The 15,707-nt window shown below is 66.4% G+C and carries 19 protein-coding genes and 1 pseudogene; 6 read left to right on the top strand and 14 right to left on the bottom strand.

Annotated features, from left to right (window positions below; all coding sequences use genetic code 11):
* Nucleotides 1–52: 52 nt before the first annotated feature.
* Nucleotides 53–391, top strand: a complete 339-nt coding sequence (locus tag BS38_RS0107530; RefSeq protein WP_028270241.1) for a YegP family protein — start codon at nucleotides 53–55, stop codon at nucleotides 389–391.
* On the opposite strand, the gene BS38_RS0107525 is transcribed toward BS38_RS0107530, so the two are convergent.
* Nucleotides 388–993: a hypothetical protein gene (locus BS38_RS0107525; RefSeq protein WP_156037082.1), complete on the bottom strand. Its 606-nt coding sequence runs from the start codon at nucleotides 991–993 to the stop codon at nucleotides 388–390. The genes BS38_RS0107530 and BS38_RS0107525 overlap by 4 nt on opposite strands.
* Before the next feature lie 156 nt (nucleotides 994–1,149).
* On the opposite strand from BS38_RS0107525, the gene BS38_RS0107520 reads away from it, so the two are divergent.
* Together BS38_RS0107520 and BS38_RS24640 are read left to right on the top strand one after the other, a co-directional pair.
* Nucleotides 1,150–1,551, top strand: a complete 402-nt coding sequence (locus BS38_RS0107520; protein ID WP_028270239.1) for a YidH family protein — start codon at nucleotides 1,150–1,152, stop codon at nucleotides 1,549–1,551.
* Nucleotides 1,552–1,553: 2 nt separating this feature from the next.
* Nucleotides 1,554–1,916 (top strand): DUF202 domain-containing protein, encoded by a 363-nt coding sequence (locus BS38_RS24640; RefSeq protein ID WP_043438015.1) that lies wholly within the window; start codon nucleotides 1,554–1,556, stop codon nucleotides 1,914–1,916.
* A gap of 106 nt (nucleotides 1,917–2,022) precedes the next feature.
* Here the strand turns inward: BS38_RS24640 and BS38_RS27050 are convergent, their stop codons facing one another.
* On the bottom strand, nucleotides 2,023–2,199 hold the full coding sequence (locus BS38_RS27050) for a hypothetical protein (RefSeq protein WP_156037081.1): 177 nt from the start codon (nucleotides 2,197–2,199) through the stop codon (nucleotides 2,023–2,025).
* Between the two features lie 69 nt (nucleotides 2,200–2,268).
* Nucleotides 2,269–3,156, bottom strand: coding sequence for an SGNH/GDSL hydrolase family protein (locus BS38_RS0107505; RefSeq protein ID WP_028270238.1), 888 nt, complete (start codon nucleotides 3,154–3,156; stop codon nucleotides 2,269–2,271).
* Between the two features lie 174 nt (nucleotides 3,157–3,330).
* On the opposite strand from BS38_RS0107505, the gene BS38_RS0107500 reads away from it, so the two are divergent.
* On the top strand, nucleotides 3,331–3,783 hold the full coding sequence (locus BS38_RS0107500; RefSeq protein ID WP_028270237.1) for a DapH/DapD/GlmU-related protein: 453 nt from the start codon (nucleotides 3,331–3,333) through the stop codon (nucleotides 3,781–3,783).
* A gap of 86 nt (nucleotides 3,784–3,869) precedes the next feature.
* Nucleotides 3,870–4,556: a hypothetical protein gene (locus BS38_RS0107495; protein WP_028270236.1), complete on the top strand. Its 687-nt coding sequence runs from the start codon at nucleotides 3,870–3,872 to the stop codon at nucleotides 4,554–4,556.
* Between the two features lie 13 nt (nucleotides 4,557–4,569).
* Here the strand turns inward: BS38_RS0107495 and BS38_RS0107490 are convergent, their stop codons facing one another.
* The 6 genes from BS38_RS0107490 to BS38_RS0107465 all read right to left on the bottom strand — a co-directional run bounded on the left by BS38_RS0107490 (nucleotide 4,570) and on the right by BS38_RS0107465 (nucleotide 10,549).
* Complete coding sequence (locus tag BS38_RS0107490; protein ID WP_028270235.1) at nucleotides 4,570–5,157, bottom strand: histidine phosphatase family protein; 588 nt, start codon at nucleotides 5,155–5,157, stop codon at nucleotides 4,570–4,572.
* Nucleotides 5,158–5,273: 116 nt separating this feature from the next.
* The gene (gene ppsA / locus BS38_RS0107485; protein WP_028270234.1) at nucleotides 5,274–7,691 is read right to left on the bottom strand and encodes a phosphoenolpyruvate synthase; all 2,418 of its coding nucleotides are present in this window, start codon (nucleotides 7,689–7,691) and stop codon (nucleotides 5,274–5,276) included.
* Between the two features lie 151 nt (nucleotides 7,692–7,842).
* A complete protein-coding gene (locus tag BS38_RS0107480) occupies nucleotides 7,843–8,661 on the bottom strand; it encodes a pyruvate, water dikinase regulatory protein (protein ID WP_028270233.1) in 819 nt (272 codons plus the stop codon).
* A gap of 64 nt (nucleotides 8,662–8,725) precedes the next feature.
* A complete protein-coding gene (locus BS38_RS0107475; protein ID WP_028270232.1) occupies nucleotides 8,726–9,253 on the bottom strand; it encodes a hypothetical protein in 528 nt (175 codons plus the stop codon).
* Between the two features lie 191 nt (nucleotides 9,254–9,444).
* Nucleotides 9,445–10,194: a lytic transglycosylase domain-containing protein gene (locus BS38_RS0107470; RefSeq protein ID WP_028270231.1), complete on the bottom strand. Its 750-nt coding sequence runs from the start codon at nucleotides 10,192–10,194 to the stop codon at nucleotides 9,445–9,447.
* Nucleotides 10,195–10,246: 52 nt separating this feature from the next.
* A complete protein-coding gene (locus tag BS38_RS0107465) occupies nucleotides 10,247–10,549 on the bottom strand; it encodes a DUF4193 domain-containing protein (protein WP_028270230.1) in 303 nt (100 codons plus the stop codon).
* A gap of 211 nt (nucleotides 10,550–10,760) precedes the next feature.
* On the opposite strand from BS38_RS0107465, the gene BS38_RS26415 reads away from it, so the two are divergent.
* Nucleotides 10,761–11,456, top strand: coding sequence for a GAF domain-containing protein (locus BS38_RS26415; RefSeq protein WP_051628782.1), 696 nt, complete (start codon nucleotides 10,761–10,763; stop codon nucleotides 11,454–11,456).
* 14 nt (nucleotides 11,457–11,470) lie between these two features.
* Here the strand turns inward: BS38_RS26415 and BS38_RS0107455 are convergent, their stop codons facing one another.
* From BS38_RS0107455 to BS38_RS0107435, 5 genes and pseudogenes are all read right to left on the bottom strand, one after another.
* Nucleotides 11,471–11,746, bottom strand: coding sequence for a hypothetical protein (locus BS38_RS0107455; RefSeq protein ID WP_028270229.1), 276 nt, complete (start codon nucleotides 11,744–11,746; stop codon nucleotides 11,471–11,473).
* A 397-nt stretch (nucleotides 11,747–12,143) separates the two neighbouring features.
* A complete protein-coding gene (purU, locus tag BS38_RS0107450) occupies nucleotides 12,144–12,995 on the bottom strand; it encodes a formyltetrahydrofolate deformylase (protein ID WP_028270228.1) in 852 nt (283 codons plus the stop codon).
* Nucleotides 12,992–14,464 (bottom strand): D-serine/D-alanine/glycine transporter, encoded by a 1,473-nt coding sequence (gene cycA, locus BS38_RS24630; protein ID WP_043438010.1) that lies wholly within the window; start codon nucleotides 14,462–14,464, stop codon nucleotides 12,992–12,994. Before cycA ends, purU begins: the two co-directional genes overlap by 4 nt.
* On the bottom strand, nucleotides 14,454–15,290 hold the full coding sequence (locus BS38_RS24625; RefSeq protein WP_081818841.1) for a methylenetetrahydrofolate reductase: 837 nt from the start codon (nucleotides 15,288–15,290) through the stop codon (nucleotides 14,454–14,456). Before BS38_RS24625 ends, cycA begins: the two co-directional genes overlap by 11 nt.
* Nucleotides 15,291–15,330: 40 nt before the next feature.
* Nucleotides 15,331–15,707, bottom strand: a pseudogene (locus BS38_RS0107435) (lipoyl synthase); the annotation flags it as partial.

Raw genomic sequence — 15,707 nt, 5'->3', positions numbered from 1 at the left:
TTTCACGGCGAAGCCGCCAGCGGACGGGCTCCGCAGACCGGAAGGATTAGTTATGGCCGGCAAGTTCGAAGTTTTCCTTGATGCACAGGCGCAGTACCGGTTCCGGCTGACAACGCCGGACGGAACCGAACTGGCGGTTTCCGGTGTTTACCCCGACAAAGCCTCGGCTGTCGCGGCCATCGAGACGGTCCGCGAGTGCGCGGGAATGGGACTGATCACCGACCTCTGTCCGTCCGCCAGCTCGGTTCCGGCACCGGCTGCCGTGGTGCAGGGTGCCGCACTGCCGGTCCCGGCAGCTTCGGCCTGCGACACCCGGCGGGTGCCGGTTGACGGCTTCCGCAAGCACGCCGCGGTTCGCCGTGCCACGCCGCAGCTGACCGGGGCGGCCTAAGCCCGGCGCGCCCGTGGCGCGGGGCGGTGCAGCGCGAATCCTGCTGCAGCCCAGGCCAGCAGCAGGATTCCGCCGATCGTCAGCAGGTAACCGGCCGTTGCCAGGGTTGACCGGGACGGCGTCTGCGGACGTGCAGGTGCACCCGCCGGAACGGCGGACGTTGCCTGAGCCGATGGTGCGGGACCCGCAGTGGCCGGCGCACCGGACGATTCCGACGACGGCGTGACGGTCGCATCGACCGCCGCTTCCGCGTCGTCGGTGGTGGTTCCGGGCGCCAGGTTTCCGGGCGCTTCGGTTCCCGGTGCAGGAAGCTGGGCTGCCGACGCCTGGGTGCTAGGGCCGGGCTGCCCTGGAAGGGCGCCGCCCGGCGGAGGGTCCGACGTTACCGTGGGCGAGGGGGCAGGCGCCGTTGGAGCCGCCGTCGTCGGCGTTGCCGGTCCGGGAAGCAACGGGCTCAACGGGACGCAGACGCCGCCGCGGGTCACCGGAACCTGGCCTGCCGGGCACGGCTCCGCTGCCACCGGTGCAGCCAACGCCACCATGCTGAGGACGACGGCGGACCACAGCGACGCAATGCCCACAACCCTCTGTTCGGTGCTCACGGCGTACAACGCTACCCAACTGTCCGCCAAAACGGGTGCACCCCCGCCCGGCACGTGTCCGGCACCGCCCGGGCGTCGTCGGGACACCGCCGCCGGAAACATGGTAGGCAAGAGAAGGGAGCATCTGCGACCTGCCATGCGCGGAGGGATGAGACGGTGCCAGACGATTCGAATACCGGAGCGAAGGATGCGAGGGGCCGGCTCGCATCGCGGCTCCTCGGTGGCGGCACCGAACCCGATCCCCGGTTTACCCTGGCGAACGAGCGCACCTTCCTGGCGTGGATCAGGACGTCCCTGGCGCTGCTCGCCGGCGGCGTGGCCGTCGAGGCCTTTATGGCCAGCCTCCTGGGTCCCGAGTTGCGCAAGACCATCGCGGTCCTGCTGCTGGTGCTGGCATTGGTCATCGGCGGCGGCTCGTTCTTCCGCTGGCTGAACGTGGAACGCGCCATGCGGTCCAATTCGCCGTTGCCGCTTCCCCTGATCGCTCCCGTGCTGGCCATCGGCGGAGCCTTGGTGGCTGCCATCATGGTGGTGTTCGTGATCGCCCGGCCGGCCTGAGCGTGGCTGCCCCGAATGATCCCGACCCGGGAGATCCGGCCCGGCACGGCGATTCCGGCCTCCAGCCCGAACGCACGGATCTGGCGTGGGGCCGAACCACCATGGCAATGGTGGTGGCCGCAGCGCTCTTCCTGCGCTGGCTGCCCCACCACGGCTGGTTCGTCGGAACGCTCGTCTGCGGCGCCATCGCCGCGGCGCTGGCCATCAACCTCACCCAAAAACGCCGGTTCCACCGTGCCGTCCGGGGCATCAACCGGGAAACCATGCCACCCGATTTAGGTTCGACGGCGGCGGTTGCCGCGAGCGTCGTCGTCCTCGCCCTGCTGGGAATCTACACCGTCCTGTTCCTGCCGCTGCAGCCATGACCCGCTGCAGCCACGGCGGAAGGCATTGCGGGACGGAAGGCAGCCACGACGGAAGTCATTGGGGCACGGTTCGGCGACGAGGGCCTGGCGATGAGAGCGCCAGCGATCAGAAGAGCGTCTGCTGGCCGTCTGCTGATGCGTCGGCGTCCTGCGGCCCCCACTCCGACAGGGCAAGACGGGCAAGGTCCTTGAACTCCGGGAGCAGCTCGGCAATGCAGGTCTGTCCCTCCAGCACTGGGATCACCACCGGGTTTGCACTGCTATCGGTGCTCGAATCTGCCACTGGCTGAGTTTATGGCAGGCCACCGACAGTGTGCGGCAGACACTCCATGGCGCCCCGGGGCTGCGCCTCTCAGGCGTTGCTCCTGACGGCAACCGCGGGCCGGCCCGGAGTGGTTACCGGGGCGGCAACAGGCTGCTTTGCGATGGGCTCAGTGACCTTGGCCGGCCGGCGGACCTGGTGCCACGCCCAGGGCAGCAGATAGCTGCGGGCCCATTGGAGGTCTTCGACGCGGGCCTGCCGCCAGTTGCCGCGCGGCAGTTCGCGGGATTCCAGCGGCTGCAGGAGGTGCTGCACACCGAGCGCATCCAGCACCCTCATCGCAACGGCATGGTGGCCCAGCGGTGACAGGTGCAGCCTGTCCCGGTCCCACATCAACGGGTTCCTGAGCTCGCGCAAGCCCCACAGATCAGCGACCACGGCATCATGCTTTGCGGCGATCGCGCGGATGTTTTCGTTGAAGACGGCAACCTTTGTCCGGTTGCGGCCCAGCACAGGGGTGGACCCCCAGTCGGGGCCGGTGAACACCACCAGTGTGGCACCGGAAGTGCTGAGCAGCTCCACGCCGGAGTCGAGCCGTTCCGCCAACTTGTCCGGATCGCTGCCGTGGAAGACCATGTCGTTGCCGCCGGCGGAAAGCGTGATCAGGTCCGGTTGCAGCGCCAGCGCGGGCCCGGCCTGCCGTGCCAGGATCTGGTCCAAGAGCTGGCCCCGCACGGCTAGGTTCGCGTAGGCAAAGTCCGGGTGGCCGTTACTCAGTTCCTCGGCCACACGGTCGGCCCAGCCCCGCACTCCGCCGGGGCGCCGCGGGTCCGGGTCCCCCGCGCCTTCGGTAAATGAATCCCCCAACGCCACGTATCGGCGCCACGGGTGCTCGCTGACGCCGGCAGCCTTATCCCCCCTGCCGATGACAACGCCGTGAGGCCGGCGTCCTGACAGATCCTTGTCATTCGTGGTCACCACGCACCTCCTTGTGGGAAGCCCTGCGCCCTTTCTGTGATTAACCATGGAAGCGCCCCACATGTTCCAGAAACTGCCCGGAATGCCACATTTGTGAATGGAATGCACACCGGGTTGCCGGCGTTAATAACGAGTGTCCGGCACCATTGGTTGCGCCGGACTGACAGGAAGGTCATGAGCAGGAAAATCGAAACAGTCGAAGACGACGCCGGCAAGGTCATCAGCTATCACCGGCACCCGAACGGCGGCGGCCTGATCGGGCGCGGCGCCGAGGTGGACGAGTCGTCCTTCATCAGTTCCACGGCCTACGTGGAGGCCGGCGCCGAGGTGGGACAGGGCTGCCGGATTGGCGGCGGCAGCTGGATTGACCGGCGGGCCCGGATCGGCCAGCGGGTGGTGATCGGTGACGCCGTGTACGTGGGGCCGGGCGCCGTGATCGGCAACCGGGTCCGTGTTGGCAGCCACTCCCGGATTGGAGCGGGCGCCGTCATTGGCCACGGAGTGCGCCTGCATGGCGACAGCACGGTCGCGCAGGGCAGCCGCGTAGGGACCCGGACCAGGGCGTCCGTGAGTGCTTCACGGCGGTCCGCGCCGAGCGACGGGCGGAAGGCCCGCAAGGCCGCCTGAGGTCCTAAGCCTCTCGTGGACTGCGCCGGGGTGCGTTTAACTTAGGGCATACCCACCGTTTTGAGCAGTGAAAGCGGGGACGCGTGATGGGCAGCCCATGGAACGCCGATGGCGGCTCCTACGAAGAGCCCGACGTCGTGGTCCCGGCCGAGAGCGCGGTCCCGGCCGACCGTGTGGTTCCGGCCGACCCGGTTGCCCGGATCAGGGAAACGGTGGTTGCCCGGCAGGAGGAGCGCTTCGGCGGCATCAAAATCGGTTCGGCCTTCTTCGGCTGCCTGACTGCGGCCGCAATGATTATCCTGCTGGGCGCTTTGGCCTTGGCGGCGGGTAGGGCGGGGCTTCTGCCCGGCACGGACCCGGTCTCGGATTCAACAAAGGCGTCCTCTCCGTTCAGCGGGATGGCCGGCCTGATCCTGCTCTTCCTCGTCCCGTTCCTCGCTTTTGTTTCAGGCGGCTACGTCGCAGGACGGATGGCCCGCTTCAACGGCGTCGGCCAGGGCCTCATGGTGTGGCTGTGGGCCGTCATTGCCGCCGCGGGACTTGCCTTGGTTGCCGTCGGCGGCGGCCAATCTGATCCCCTGACCGTGGTCAGGGATCTCCTGGGCGTACCCGTCCATGAGGGCCTGCTCAGTACGAGCAGCGTTGTTGCAGCTATCGCAGTCGCCGCGCTAGCGCTCCTGGGCGCCGTCCTGGGCGGCCTGGCCGGAGTCCACTACCACCGGAAGGTGGACCGGGCCGGATTCGCACCGGCGGAGGAGCACTACCAGCCGTAGGGACGGCTCCGCGCTAAACGGAAGCCGCCACGCGTTCGCCGTTGAAGTATTCGAGCTGCCAGCCGTCAACGGCATGGTGGTGGGCGAGGTTGAGCACAGCGTTCTCGACGCTGTCCAGGGTGCGGCCGATGGCGCGGCTGAGGCTTACGCGGATGAGGGTGCCGTGGGCGACCACCAGGACGCGGCGGCCGCGGAACTCCTCAGCCAGGGTCTCCAGCGCGGCCAACCCGCGGGAGGCTGCCTCGTCCTCGCTTTCCGCGCCGCGGAAACCACCGGGAATGCGCAGGGCGTCAAGCTCGGGACCGGCCTGCAGGCCCTCCGCGGGCCCGAAGCTACGCTCGGTGAGCTCCGGAATGTGCCGCGCCACGCTGAGGCCCAGACCGTCGGCAATGAGGTTCGCTGTTTCCGCGGCACGGCCGAGCGGCGAGGACACAATTGCGTCCCATTCCTGGCCGGACAGGACGGCGACGGCGTCGCGTGCCTGGCCGCGGCCGACGTCGTTCAGCGGAATGTCGGTGGATCCCTGCAGCCGGCGCTGCGCATTCCAGTCGGTCTGGCCATGGCGGACAAGGGCGAACGTCGTAAGGGTCATGCCTTCCATTCTGCCTTGGTGCCGGGTGCGGACCGGAAATTGTGGCTACAGAAGCCGGCGTCTGCCGCGTTAACGAGAGTGCCCGCCCGGGGTTTCCCGGGCGGGCACTCGTTTCACACGGAGAGTCAGTTCGCGTCAGCGCCGACTGCCGCGACGGCTTCTTCGCCGCGTGCCTCACCGGCGAGCCGGAGCCAGGTGTCCACCACGGTGTCGGGGTTCAGGGAGACGGAATCGATGCCTTCCCCGACCAGCCATTCGGCGAAGTCCGCGTGGTCGCTGGGCCCCTGGCCGCAGATGCCGACGTACTTGCCGCGCGCCTTGCACGCCTTGATGGCCATGCTGAGGAGCTTCTTGACGGCAGGATCGCGTTCATCGAAGCCGCCCGAGACGATCGCGGAATCCCGGTCCAGGCCGAGGGACAGCTGGGTCATGTCGTTGGAGCCGATGGAGAACCCGTCGAAGTGGTCCAGGAATTCGTCAGCCAGCAGCGCGTTGGACGGAATTTCGCACATCATGATGACTTCGAGGCCGTTCTCGCCGCGCACCAGGCCGTTCTCGCCAAGCAGCTCGATGACGCCGCGGGCCTCGTCCAGGGTCCGCACGAACGGGATCATGAGCTTGACGTTGGTCAGGCCCATTTCGTTGCGGACGAAGGACAGGGCCTCGCACTCGAGGTCGAAGCAGTCCCGGAAGGACGGCTCCAGGTACCGCGAGGCGCCGCGGAAGCCGAGCATCGGGTTTTCTTCGTGCGGCTCGTAGGCCGGTCCGCCGATGAGGTTGGCGTACTCGTTGGACTTGAAGTCGGACATGCGCACAATCACCGGTTCCGGCGCGAAGGCCGCCGCGATGGTTGCCACGCCCTCGGCCAGCCGCTTGATGTAGTACTCGCGCGGGCTGTCGTACGCGGCGATCCGCTCCCGGATGACCGCGGCCACATCCGCCGGTTGCTTGTCCAGGTTCAGCAGTGCCTTGGGGTGGATGCCGATCTGGCGGTTGATGATGAATTCGAGCCGGGCCAGACCCACGCCGTGGTTGGGGAGCTGCGCGAAGGTGAACGCCTGCTCCGGGGTGCCGACATTCATCATGACCTTGACCGGGGCCTCGGGCAGCTGGGTGATCTCGGTTTCCTCGACGCTGAAGTCCAGGAGCCCTTCGTAGATCACGCCGGTCTCGCCGTCGGCGCAGGAAACGGTCACCTCGAGGCCGTCGGAGAGGACGTCCGTGGCGCCGCCGGTACCGACGACGGCGGGAATCCCCAGTTCCCGGGCAATGATGGCCGCGTGGCAGGTGCGTCCGCCGCGGTTGGTCACGATGGCGGAGGCACGCTTCATGATCGGTTCCCAGTCGGGGTCGGTCATGTCGGCGACGAGGACATCGCCGGTCTTGAAGGCGGCCATCTGGTCGATTGAGCTGAGAATGCGGACGGTGCCGGCGCCGATGCGCTGGCCGATGGCGCGGCCTTCGACCAGCACCCGGCCGGTCCCGTTGAGGCGGAAGCGGCTCAGGCTGCCGGAGGCGCGGCGGGACTGCACGGTCTCCGGGCGGGCCTGCAGGATGTACAGGCCGCCGTCGATCCCGTCCTTGCCCCATTCGATGTCCATGGGGCGGCCGTAGTGGTTCTCGATGGCGACGGCGTGCCGGGCGAGCTGCTCGACGTCGTCGTCCGTGATGCTGAAGCGGTTCCGCAGCGAAGCCTCAACCGGAACGAAATCGATGGTGTGGCCCACTTCGCGGTTGCTCGTGTAGGTCATCTGGAGTGCCTTCTCGCCCAGCCCGCGCTTGAGGATCGCCGGGCGGCCGGCCTGCAGGGCGGGCTTGTAGACGTAGAACTCGTCCGGGTTGACGGCGCCCTGGACCACGGCCTCGCCGAGGCCGTAGGAGGACGTGACGAACACGGCGTCGTTGAATCCTGATTCGGTGTCCATGGTGAACATGACGCCGGAGGCCCCGACGTCGGAGCGGACCATGCGCTGGATACCGGCCGAAAGCGCCACCTCGGCGTGTTCGAACTTGTGGTGCACGCGGTAGGCGATGGCGCGGTCGTTGTAGAGGGAGGCGAACACGTCCTTGATGGCGAGCAGGATGTTCTCGATGCCGCGGACGTTCAGGAAGGTTTCCTGCTGCCCGGCGAAGGAGGCGTCCGGGAGGTCTTCGGCCGTTGCGCTGGAACGGACAGCCCAGGAGAGATCCTCGGAGCCGCCGTGCTTTTCCACCAACTGCTGGTAGGAGTCCCGGATCTGGGCTTCGAAGTCCGGCAGGAACGGCGTCTCACGAATGAGGGTGCGGATCTCCTGGCCGGCAGCGGCGAGGGCCGTCACATCGTCGGTGTCCAGGCCGATGAGCCGGTCGGCGATCTTCTGGTCCAGGCCGGAATCTGCGAGGAAGGTCCGGTACGCGTCCGCTGTCGTGGCGAAACCGTCGGGGACCTTGACACCGGCCGAGGTCAGGTTCTGCACCATCTCACCGAGGGACGCGTTCTTTCCGCCCACCCGGTCCAGGTCCTTGAGTCCGAGTTCTGAGAACCACAGGATGTCTGTCGTCATAGTTGCTGCTCCTTTGCAGATGATGGCATGCAGATGTGCCGCCCCGCTCGCGGCGATAGCCGTTTGGTGGGCGCGAATCTTGTCCACAGTGACAGGTCTCGGGCGCTCTTTCCACATGATGTGCGCCACACTTTGATTGTGAAATTTTTCCCTAATGCTTGAGGTTCATGCGCTGCAGTATGGTCGCAGCCATTTCCTCCACGGACACCGTTGCTGAATTGAGGTACGGAATCCGGTGGGAGACGTACAGCTGCTCCGCGCTGCGCAGCTCGAAGCCGCACTGGCGGAGCGAGGCGTAGGGCGAACCGCGGCGCCGTTCGGTGCGGATCTGGCTCAGTCGCAGGGGGTTGGAGGAGAGGCCGAAACATTTCTCAACGAAAGGCCGCAGCGGCTTGGGCAGCCCTTCGCGTTCGAAATCCTCGTCCACCAGCGGGAAGTTCGCGGCGAAGATTCCGTGCTGCAGCGCCAGGTACATGGTGGTGGGAGTTTTTCCGCAGCGGGACGGCGCCACCAGGATGACCTGTGCCTTTTCCAGCGCACGCAGGCTTTGGCCGTCGTCGTGTTCCATGGCGTACTCAACGGCGGCCATCCTGGATTGGTACCGCTCCGCATTGCCCAGGCCGTGGGCCCTGCCGGGCTCGCCGCTGGCCGGCGAGCCGAGGGCCTGCTCCAGCTGACCGACATGCGTCCCGATCAGGTCCACGATGATCCCCTTGCACGTGGCAAGGGTCTGGCGGATGTCGCTGCTGACCGCCGTGGAAAAGACGATCGGCCGCAAACCGCTGGCGGCCAGTTTGTCGATGGTGCCGACGACGGTCCTGGCCTGTTCGACGGTGGTGATGAAGGGGACCGTGATGCGGTCGAAATGATTCGCGGGAAACTGCGTCAACAAGGTGTTGCCGAGCGTTTCCGCGGTGATGCCGGTGCTGTCCGAAAGAAAGTAGACAGGCCGCAGATCGTCATTGGTCATGAACGTATTGTGCCCCAGGGCCGGTCCCCGTCCGGAATCGGAGGGGCGGCGCGGTCCAACGGACCTAGCCGTCGAAGGGTTCGGCCGATCCCATGAAGCCGTCCCTTCCGGGGGAACGCATGAGCAGGTCGCGCCCGCGGGCGCTGGCCCAGGCAAGGGGGACGGAGGAAAAAGCCCCGACAATCAGCACGGCAACGAGCGCAAGGCTGTCGACCCGCCAGACCAGATAAAGCAGGGCGGTCCCGGGAACCAGGGCCAGGAAGAACGCTGTGAGGACCACAAGCGGCCATGGCCAGAGTGCAGCGAGGGCGGCCATCATGCGGTTTGGCCTCCTTCGGGTCCGGGAACCGATGCGGGTTGCCAGCAGGGCTGCCAGGATTGCCAGTACGGGAGGTCCGAAACCTCCGCCGACGAGCAGCAACACCACCGCCAGGACGGCCAGTCCGCTGGCTCGATGTGGTCTGTGGACATAGAGCACCGACCAAAGTGCCAGGCAGAGGGAAACGGTGACGGCGAGGATCCCTGAGACCAGCAAGTTGGGTATCAGGGTCAGTGCAGGCTCGCCGTTGAGGGGGCTGAACGCGGGAGTCACCCCAGGACCTGAAGACCGGGGCGGGAGGAGCGATGGGCCCCTGCAGAACCTCACCGATGCCATGCTCCATCCCGGCAAAAGCGGCCAGGAGCGACATTGTGGTCACCGTGAGGGCCGTCGCCTCGGAGCCGGCCTTGCGACGTGCCTGATCCCCATCGGCAGCTCGCGTGACGTGCATGGTCCCTCCCGTCCTACCCGGCAGCCCTGGCCTCAACTGCGTAGGCCTTTGCCTGCTCGCGCACCTGGAGCACGTAGGAATCGGACTGGTTGTAGGAGAGCACGGCGTCGGTCCATCCCCGCGCCGTGGTGAGGTCGCGGCCGCCTCCGCACAGGTACGAGGCGGCGCTGAGGGCGGCGTCGTCGATGTTTAGCGGGTCGGCGTATCCGTCGCCGTTCCCGTCCCGCCCCGCCAGCTCCCACGTGGAGGGGATGAACTGCATGGGCCCGACGGCGCGGTCCCAAAGAGCGTCGCCGTCGAGGACGCCGTCGTCCGTGTCCGGGATGGCGGCGAAGCTGCCGCCGTCGAGGCTGGGCCCGATGATTGGTCCGCTCACCTGGCCGGTGCTCGATAAAGTTCCGCCGCCGTGGCTGCCGTGCGCCGACTCAACAAAGCCCACGGCCGCTACGGTATTCCACCCGATCCGGCACGCCGGTGCGGCGGCATTGGCCAGCTCGGCTGCCACTGCGTAGGCCTGGAGCGCCCGGGCAGGTATGCCGGTCTGCGCCGCTGTCCGGTCAAGCCACTTTGCATCCATCGTGCTGTCGGTGATGTCCACCGCACGGGCGCCGGAGAGGGTCGCGAGCTTCGCGCCCGATTGAGGCGGAGCCGCCAGGTCCCCGAACCCTGCCGCGCCGGGTGCGCGGAGGACCCAGAAAAGGAGTCCGGTGATGACGCAGATCGCGAAAAGGCAGAAGACCGCAAGGCGTTTCAGGCGAAGCATGGACTAGCCGGGCAGGCCAATGCCTCGACAAGCACCGTACGCCCGCATCGAGTCAGCCTTCACACTCAATACAGTACGCGTGGCCGTCCTTTTCGCGGGCGATCTGTGAACGGTGCCGCACCAGGAAGCAGGAATAGCAGGTGAACTCGTCCCGCGCCTGCGGCACCACCTGAACCACCAGCTCCTCGGCCACAAATTCGCCACCGGGAACAATGGAATCGTCCAGTGCATCTGCTTCGTCCAGGTCGCGGACAACGCTGCGGGCATCGGGTGCGTTCGCCGACTGCAGGGCCTCGAGGGAGCTGTCCTGCGATTCCTTGACGTCGGAACGTACTTCGTCGTAATCAGTTGCCACTTGGGGGTTCTCATTTCAGGTGTATTTGCTGGCCGGAAGAAACTTACACCATCTCCCCGTTAAGTCACCCGGTCTCCGTCAGTCCACCCGGCTACAGGCACTTCCGGTGAACCGGATTGTCACCAAAGCGGGGCGGATTTCGCGGTACGGTCCTATGCTTTTCCTACAGGGTTTTGCAGGAAGCCGCAACGTCTTAATTTGAGCGTGCACCATGGCCGAAGCTACGAACAGCGGACCGGAACCACCGGCTGCCTTCCCGTCCGCAGTTCTGGACACTCCCGACGCACAAGCGTTCCTCAGCGATGCGGCCGAAGACCTCATCGAGGAGGTCGGTGGCCCAGCCCGGGGTTTCCTTTGGGCCATCACCCGAGTCGGCCCGGGCGGAGTCCGGAATTGGACGGCCGCCTCACTCAAGGGGCGGCAGGTCGACGGACTTCAAGGCTCGTTCGCAGACGGTCCTGCCCGGGCCGCGGTGGTGAGCCGCGAATTCATCCACATACCCGACGCCGCGGCAGACCGCCGCTGGCCCGGATACTGCGCAGCAATTGCCGGTGAGGGCCTCGGATCCGTGCTATCCGTGCCGATGATCGATGAGTGGGAGACCAGTGCCGCCCTGACGCTATACGCACCCGCGCCGCACGCCTTCACCAGCGACGACGTCATCCGGGCGGTCGCATGCGCACGGCGCATGTCCAAGGTGTGCCATTTGCTGTTGGAGCTGGCGCGGAAGGCACGGACCGCCGTCTCGCCGCCGCCTTCACCCCTGACCGAACTGGCTGTGGAGTCCTTGATCCGCGAGTACGGCCTCACCGAGGAGTCGGCCCTGCAGTACCTGCGGGCGGTGGCACGTGACCTGGCGTTCATGTCGCCGACGGCTCCCGACGCCGGCACCACCAGCGCCGCCTGACAGGCCGGTGTCTCTTACCGCTCGATGCAGACGGTGAGATCCAGGTGAATGTCGCTGGCCGCCACGAGGCGGTCCTGGAGGTAGAGGGCCAGGCTCGCATCGGTGGCGGTGTGGACGCTGTTGGGAACTGCACCGCGCAAAAGCGCCTGCGTGTTGGTGGACTTGACCATGTCCAGCGGCGCCCAGCCGCGGTGGCTGGACGTGAGGCGCTCGATGTCCGTGCGGAAGGAACGCTGGTGGTCCTCGCGGACAGTGGCGCGAACAGTAAACGGGATGAAAGTAGTAGGCAAGGAGGTCCTCTCAAGAGGCAACCGGTGGTCGGCGCCCGGTTATTACAAGCCTCCCCGGGCCCCTGCTATTCCCCTGCCGCCGCCAAGGAGTCCGATGTCACGGCCCGAAGTTCCGCCCGGAATAGGCCTAAAGCCCCTCGTGGGCCCTCCTGCCCTGCGGGTAGGTTGATTGCAGCCACAGGCCGGTCGGGCACAGCGGAGTGACTGCGGCCGTGGCAGGCGGTCCTGCCGATGTTCATGGGTGCCATCGGCGGACGTCGCCTTCCGGATGATGGGTTGCCCCGTCACAGGGGCGGGGTAACTCGTCCGGAGGTTGTTAGGCCACCATCTGTAGAGTTCGACGCCGGTGGTCACCTTGTCAGGTGACCACCGGCGTCGTGCTTCCCAGGAAACGGCGCTACCGCAGAATCACGGTGCGGTTGCCCAGCAGCATTATCCTGCCCTCGCAGTGCCAGCGCACCGCGTTGCGGAGCGCGGCGCATTCGGCGTCCCGGCCAACGGCCACCAGGTCGTCGGCGGTGTAGGTGTGGTCCACGTCGATGACCTGCTGCGAAATGATCGGTCCCTCGTCGAGTTCCGCGTTGACGTAGTGGGCTGTGGCGCCCACGGTCTTGACCCCGCGGTCGTAGGCCTGGTGGTACGGCTTCGCACCCTTGAAGCTGGGCAGGAACGAGTGGTGGATATTGATGGTCCGGCCGGCCAGCTTGGCCGAGAGTTCGTCGCTCAGGACCTGCATGTAGCGGGCCAGGACCACGAGTTCCACATCGAACTCGTCGACCAGTTCCAGAAGCCGGGCTTCTGCTTCCGGTTTGGTGTCCTTCGTGACCGGCAGGTGGAAGAAGGGGATGCCGTGCCACCGGACCAGGTCCTCCTGCTCGCGGTGGTTGGAGACCACGGCGACGATCTCCACGGGAAGGTCGCCGGTGCGGGCACGGAACAGCAGGTCATTGAGGCAGTGGCCCATTTTGGACACCATCACCAGGACGCGGCGTTTGCGGCCGTGCGGCTCCAGTTGCCAGTTCATCTGCCACTTCTCCGCCAGGGATGCGAAGTCCTCGCGGAGATCCTCGGTGCTGGTGGAATCCTGGCCCGAGTCAAAGTGCACCCGCATGAAGAAGTGCCCCTGGACGCGGTCCCCGTACTGCTTGTTGTCGATGATGTCGCAGCCGTGGTCCAGCAGGAATCCCGAAATCGCATGGACAATGCCCGGAGACTCGGCACAGTCCAAAGTCAGTACATGCTCGCTCATTTCCTGACGTCCCCGAGTTCCCGCTCACCAGCCGCGTCGGGCTCCATGTCCTGGCTGAGTTCAGCCTGGAACGTCGCATAGCGGGCCAGGTGCGCGGGCCGGCGGCGCAGCACGAACCAGGCGGCACCGAGCAGGATGAACCACACCGGCGTTACCAGGAGCGCCAGCAGCGTGTCCGGCTGGGTGGTCAGTGCCCACAGCACGAACGCGAAGAAAGCGAAGACCACCCAGACCATGGGAATGCCGCCGGGCATCCGGTACTTGGACGCCTCATGCAGCTGCGGGCGGCGCCGCCGGAAGGCCAGGTAGCTGGCCAGGATGATGGACCAGACAAAAACGAAGCAGACGGCGGACACGGTGGTCACCATGTCGAACGCCTTGCCGATGTCCGAGCCGGCATACATCAGGATGACGCCGGAGAGCAGCAGGACGCAGGAGAGGAACAGCGCATTCTGCGGGACCTTGCGGCGGGACAGGCGGCCGAACACGGACGGCGCGTCACCTTCCTGGGCCAGGCCGTAAACCATGCGTGAGGTGGAATATATGCCGGAGTTGGCCGAGGACATCGCCGAGCTGAGCACCACCAGGTTCACCACGGTGGCCGCGGCACCCAGACCGGCCAGGGAGAACATGGCGATGAACGGGCTGTGGCCGGCCTGGAACTGGGTCCACGGGGTGACGGACATCAGGATGATGAGTGCGCCAACGTAGAAGAGCAGCACGCGGATGGGAATGGAGTTGATGGCCTTGGGCAGGTTCTTCTCCGGGTCCTTGGCCTCCGCGGCCGTGGTGCCCACCAGTTCAATGCCCACAAAGGCGAAGACGGCGATCTGGAAGCCGGCCACAAAACCCATGAACTCGTTCGGGAAGAAACCACCGTGGCTCCACAGGTTCGTGAAGGTGGCAGGGCCGGCGTCGGACTGGAATCCGCTGAAGATCATGAACAGGCCCACGATGATTAGTGCCGCGATGGCGATGATCTTGATCAGCGCGAACCAGAACTCGGTCTCGCCGAAGGCCTTCACTGTGGTGAGGTTCAGGAGCAGCAGGATGGCCACGGTGGCCAGGCCCGGGATCCACAGCGGGAGCCCCGGCCAGAGTTCCTTCGAGTAGCCGGCAATGGCGATCACGTCCGCGATTCCGGTGATCACCCAGCAGAACCAGTAGGTCCAGCCGGTGAAGAACCCGGCCCAGGGGCCCAGCAGGTCAGCGGCGAAGTCGCTGAAGGATTTGTAGTTCAGGTTGGACAGCAGCAGTTCGCCCATGGCCCGCATGACGAAGAACAGCATGAAGCCGATGATCATGTAGACGAAGATGACGGACGGGCCGGCCGCCGAGATGGTTTTGCCGGACCCCATGAAAAGGCCGGTGCCAATGGCTCCGCCAATGGCGATCAGCTGGATGTGCCGGTTGCTGAGCTGCCTTTCAAGATGCGGTTCCTGGTGGGACGTCAGGGTCTTAGTTGTCACGTGCTGCTCCTCGAATCAATGCTGGCTGGAGTGCCGTTGGGGAAGACGCGGGGCCCACTTCGTTGGGGACCGCATCAAGGTTGTTGAAGCTGTAGAGGTGGATGCCGGCGATCTTCCCGGGCTGGCTTCCCAGCCCGTCCACGAGATTCTGCGGCGAGTAGCGGTCACCGCTGAGGAGCTTGCGCGCCAGCGGACCTTTTCGGCTCAGGAACTTCAGGGAACTTCCCACGCCGATCTGCGTCGCCAGGGAGACCAGCTTGGTCCGCGGAACGTTCCCGGCCACGCCGGCCCAGACGGGCAGCTGCACTCCTTCGCGGCGCAGGAGCGCCACGTAGTCAAGGACTTTCGGTGCGGAGAAGCACATCTGCGTCACCACGTGCGAGGCCACGTGCTGCTTGGCCAGCAGGGCGTCCAGCAGGTCCACCGGGCCAACCGAGGGATGACCCTCCGGGTAGCCGGCGATTCCTGCCCGCATCATGCCGCCCGTGTACTGCGCGATGTCTTCGAGCAGCGGGAGCGCGGAGCCGTACGGGCCGGCCGGCTGCTTCCGGTCGCCGCCGATCACGAACACTTCGCCGATGCCGGCAACGTTGCAGTCGCGGAGGATTCCGGTGAGCTGGGACCGGTCATGCAGGCTCCGCGCCGCAAGATGCGGGACCACGGAGTAGCCGAGCAGGCTCAGCTGCACAGCGGTGCGCATGGTCCGTTCGATCCCGTGGTGGGGCAGGCACGTCACGGTGAGCGTTGTGGTCAACGGCACGTGCGCGCTGACCCGATCAGCGATTCCCTCTGACGGGATGATCTCGATCCGGGTGGGGAACATCATCGGTCCTCTCTCAATGTCACGTCTGAATTTCACGGTGGTCCTAGTGGTGTGCCGCGATGAGGGAGCTGGCTTCCTGGCGGGTGCTTCCGGAGCTTTCGATGTGCGCGAGTTCGGCCGGGATCTCCCAGCCCTTCTTGCGCATCGCGGTGGCCCAGAGCCGGCCGGCACGGTAGGAGGAGCGGACCAGCGGGCCGGACATGACGCCGAGGAAGCCGATTTCCTCGGCCTCGGTGGCGAGGTCCACGAATTCCTGCGGCTTGACCCAGCGGTCCACCGGCAGGTGGCGTTCGGACGGGCGCAGGTACTGGGTGATGGTGATCAGGTCGCAGCCGGCCTCGTGCAGGTCCCGCAGGGCCTCGGAGATTTCCTCGCGGGTCTCGCCCATGCCCAGGATCAGGTTGGACTTGGTGACCATGC

Origin of the sequence: Arthrobacter sp. UNC362MFTsu5.1 (assembly GCF_000685965.1) — a bacterium.
Taxonomy (GTDB): Bacteria; Actinomycetota; Actinomycetes; order Actinomycetales; family Micrococcaceae; genus Arthrobacter.
This window is presented reverse-complemented; position numbering and strand designations above follow the sequence as displayed.

What these genes read in the sequence shown, in the direction of transcription:
- BS38_RS0107530 (WP_028270241.1), top strand. Translation starts at nt 53, where the DNA reads ATGGCCGGCAAGTTCGAAGTTTTCCTTGATGCACAGGCGCAGTACCGG.
- BS38_RS0107500 (WP_028270237.1), top strand. Translation starts at nt 3,331, where the DNA reads ATGAGCAGGAAAATCGAAACAGTCGAAGACGACGCCGGCAAGGTCATC.
- BS38_RS0107495 (WP_028270236.1), top strand. Translation starts at nt 3,870, where the DNA reads ATGGGCAGCCCATGGAACGCCGATGGCGGCTCCTACGAAGAGCCCGAC.
- BS38_RS0107490 (WP_028270235.1), bottom strand. Translation starts at nt 5,157, where the DNA reads ATGGAAGGCATGACCCTTACGACGTTCGCCCTTGTCCGCCATGGCCAG.
- ppsA (WP_028270234.1), bottom strand. Translation starts at nt 7,691, where the DNA reads ATGACGACAGACATCCTGTGGTTCTCAGAACTCGGACTCAAGGACCTG.
- BS38_RS0107480 (WP_028270233.1), bottom strand. Translation starts at nt 8,661, where the DNA reads ATGACCAATGACGATCTGCGGCCTGTCTACTTTCTTTCGGACAGCACC.
- BS38_RS0107470 (WP_028270231.1), bottom strand. Translation starts at nt 10,194, where the DNA reads ATGCTTCGCCTGAAACGCCTTGCGGTCTTCTGCCTTTTCGCGATCTGC.
- BS38_RS26415 (WP_051628782.1), top strand. Translation starts at nt 10,761, where the DNA reads ATGGCCGAAGCTACGAACAGCGGACCGGAACCACCGGCTGCCTTCCCG.
- purU (WP_028270228.1), bottom strand. Translation starts at nt 12,995, where the DNA reads ATGAGCGAGCATGTACTGACTTTGGACTGTGCCGAGTCTCCGGGCATT.
- BS38_RS24625 (WP_081818841.1), bottom strand. Translation starts at nt 15,290, where the DNA reads ATGATGTTCCCCACCCGGATCGAGATCATCCCGTCAGAGGGAATCGCT.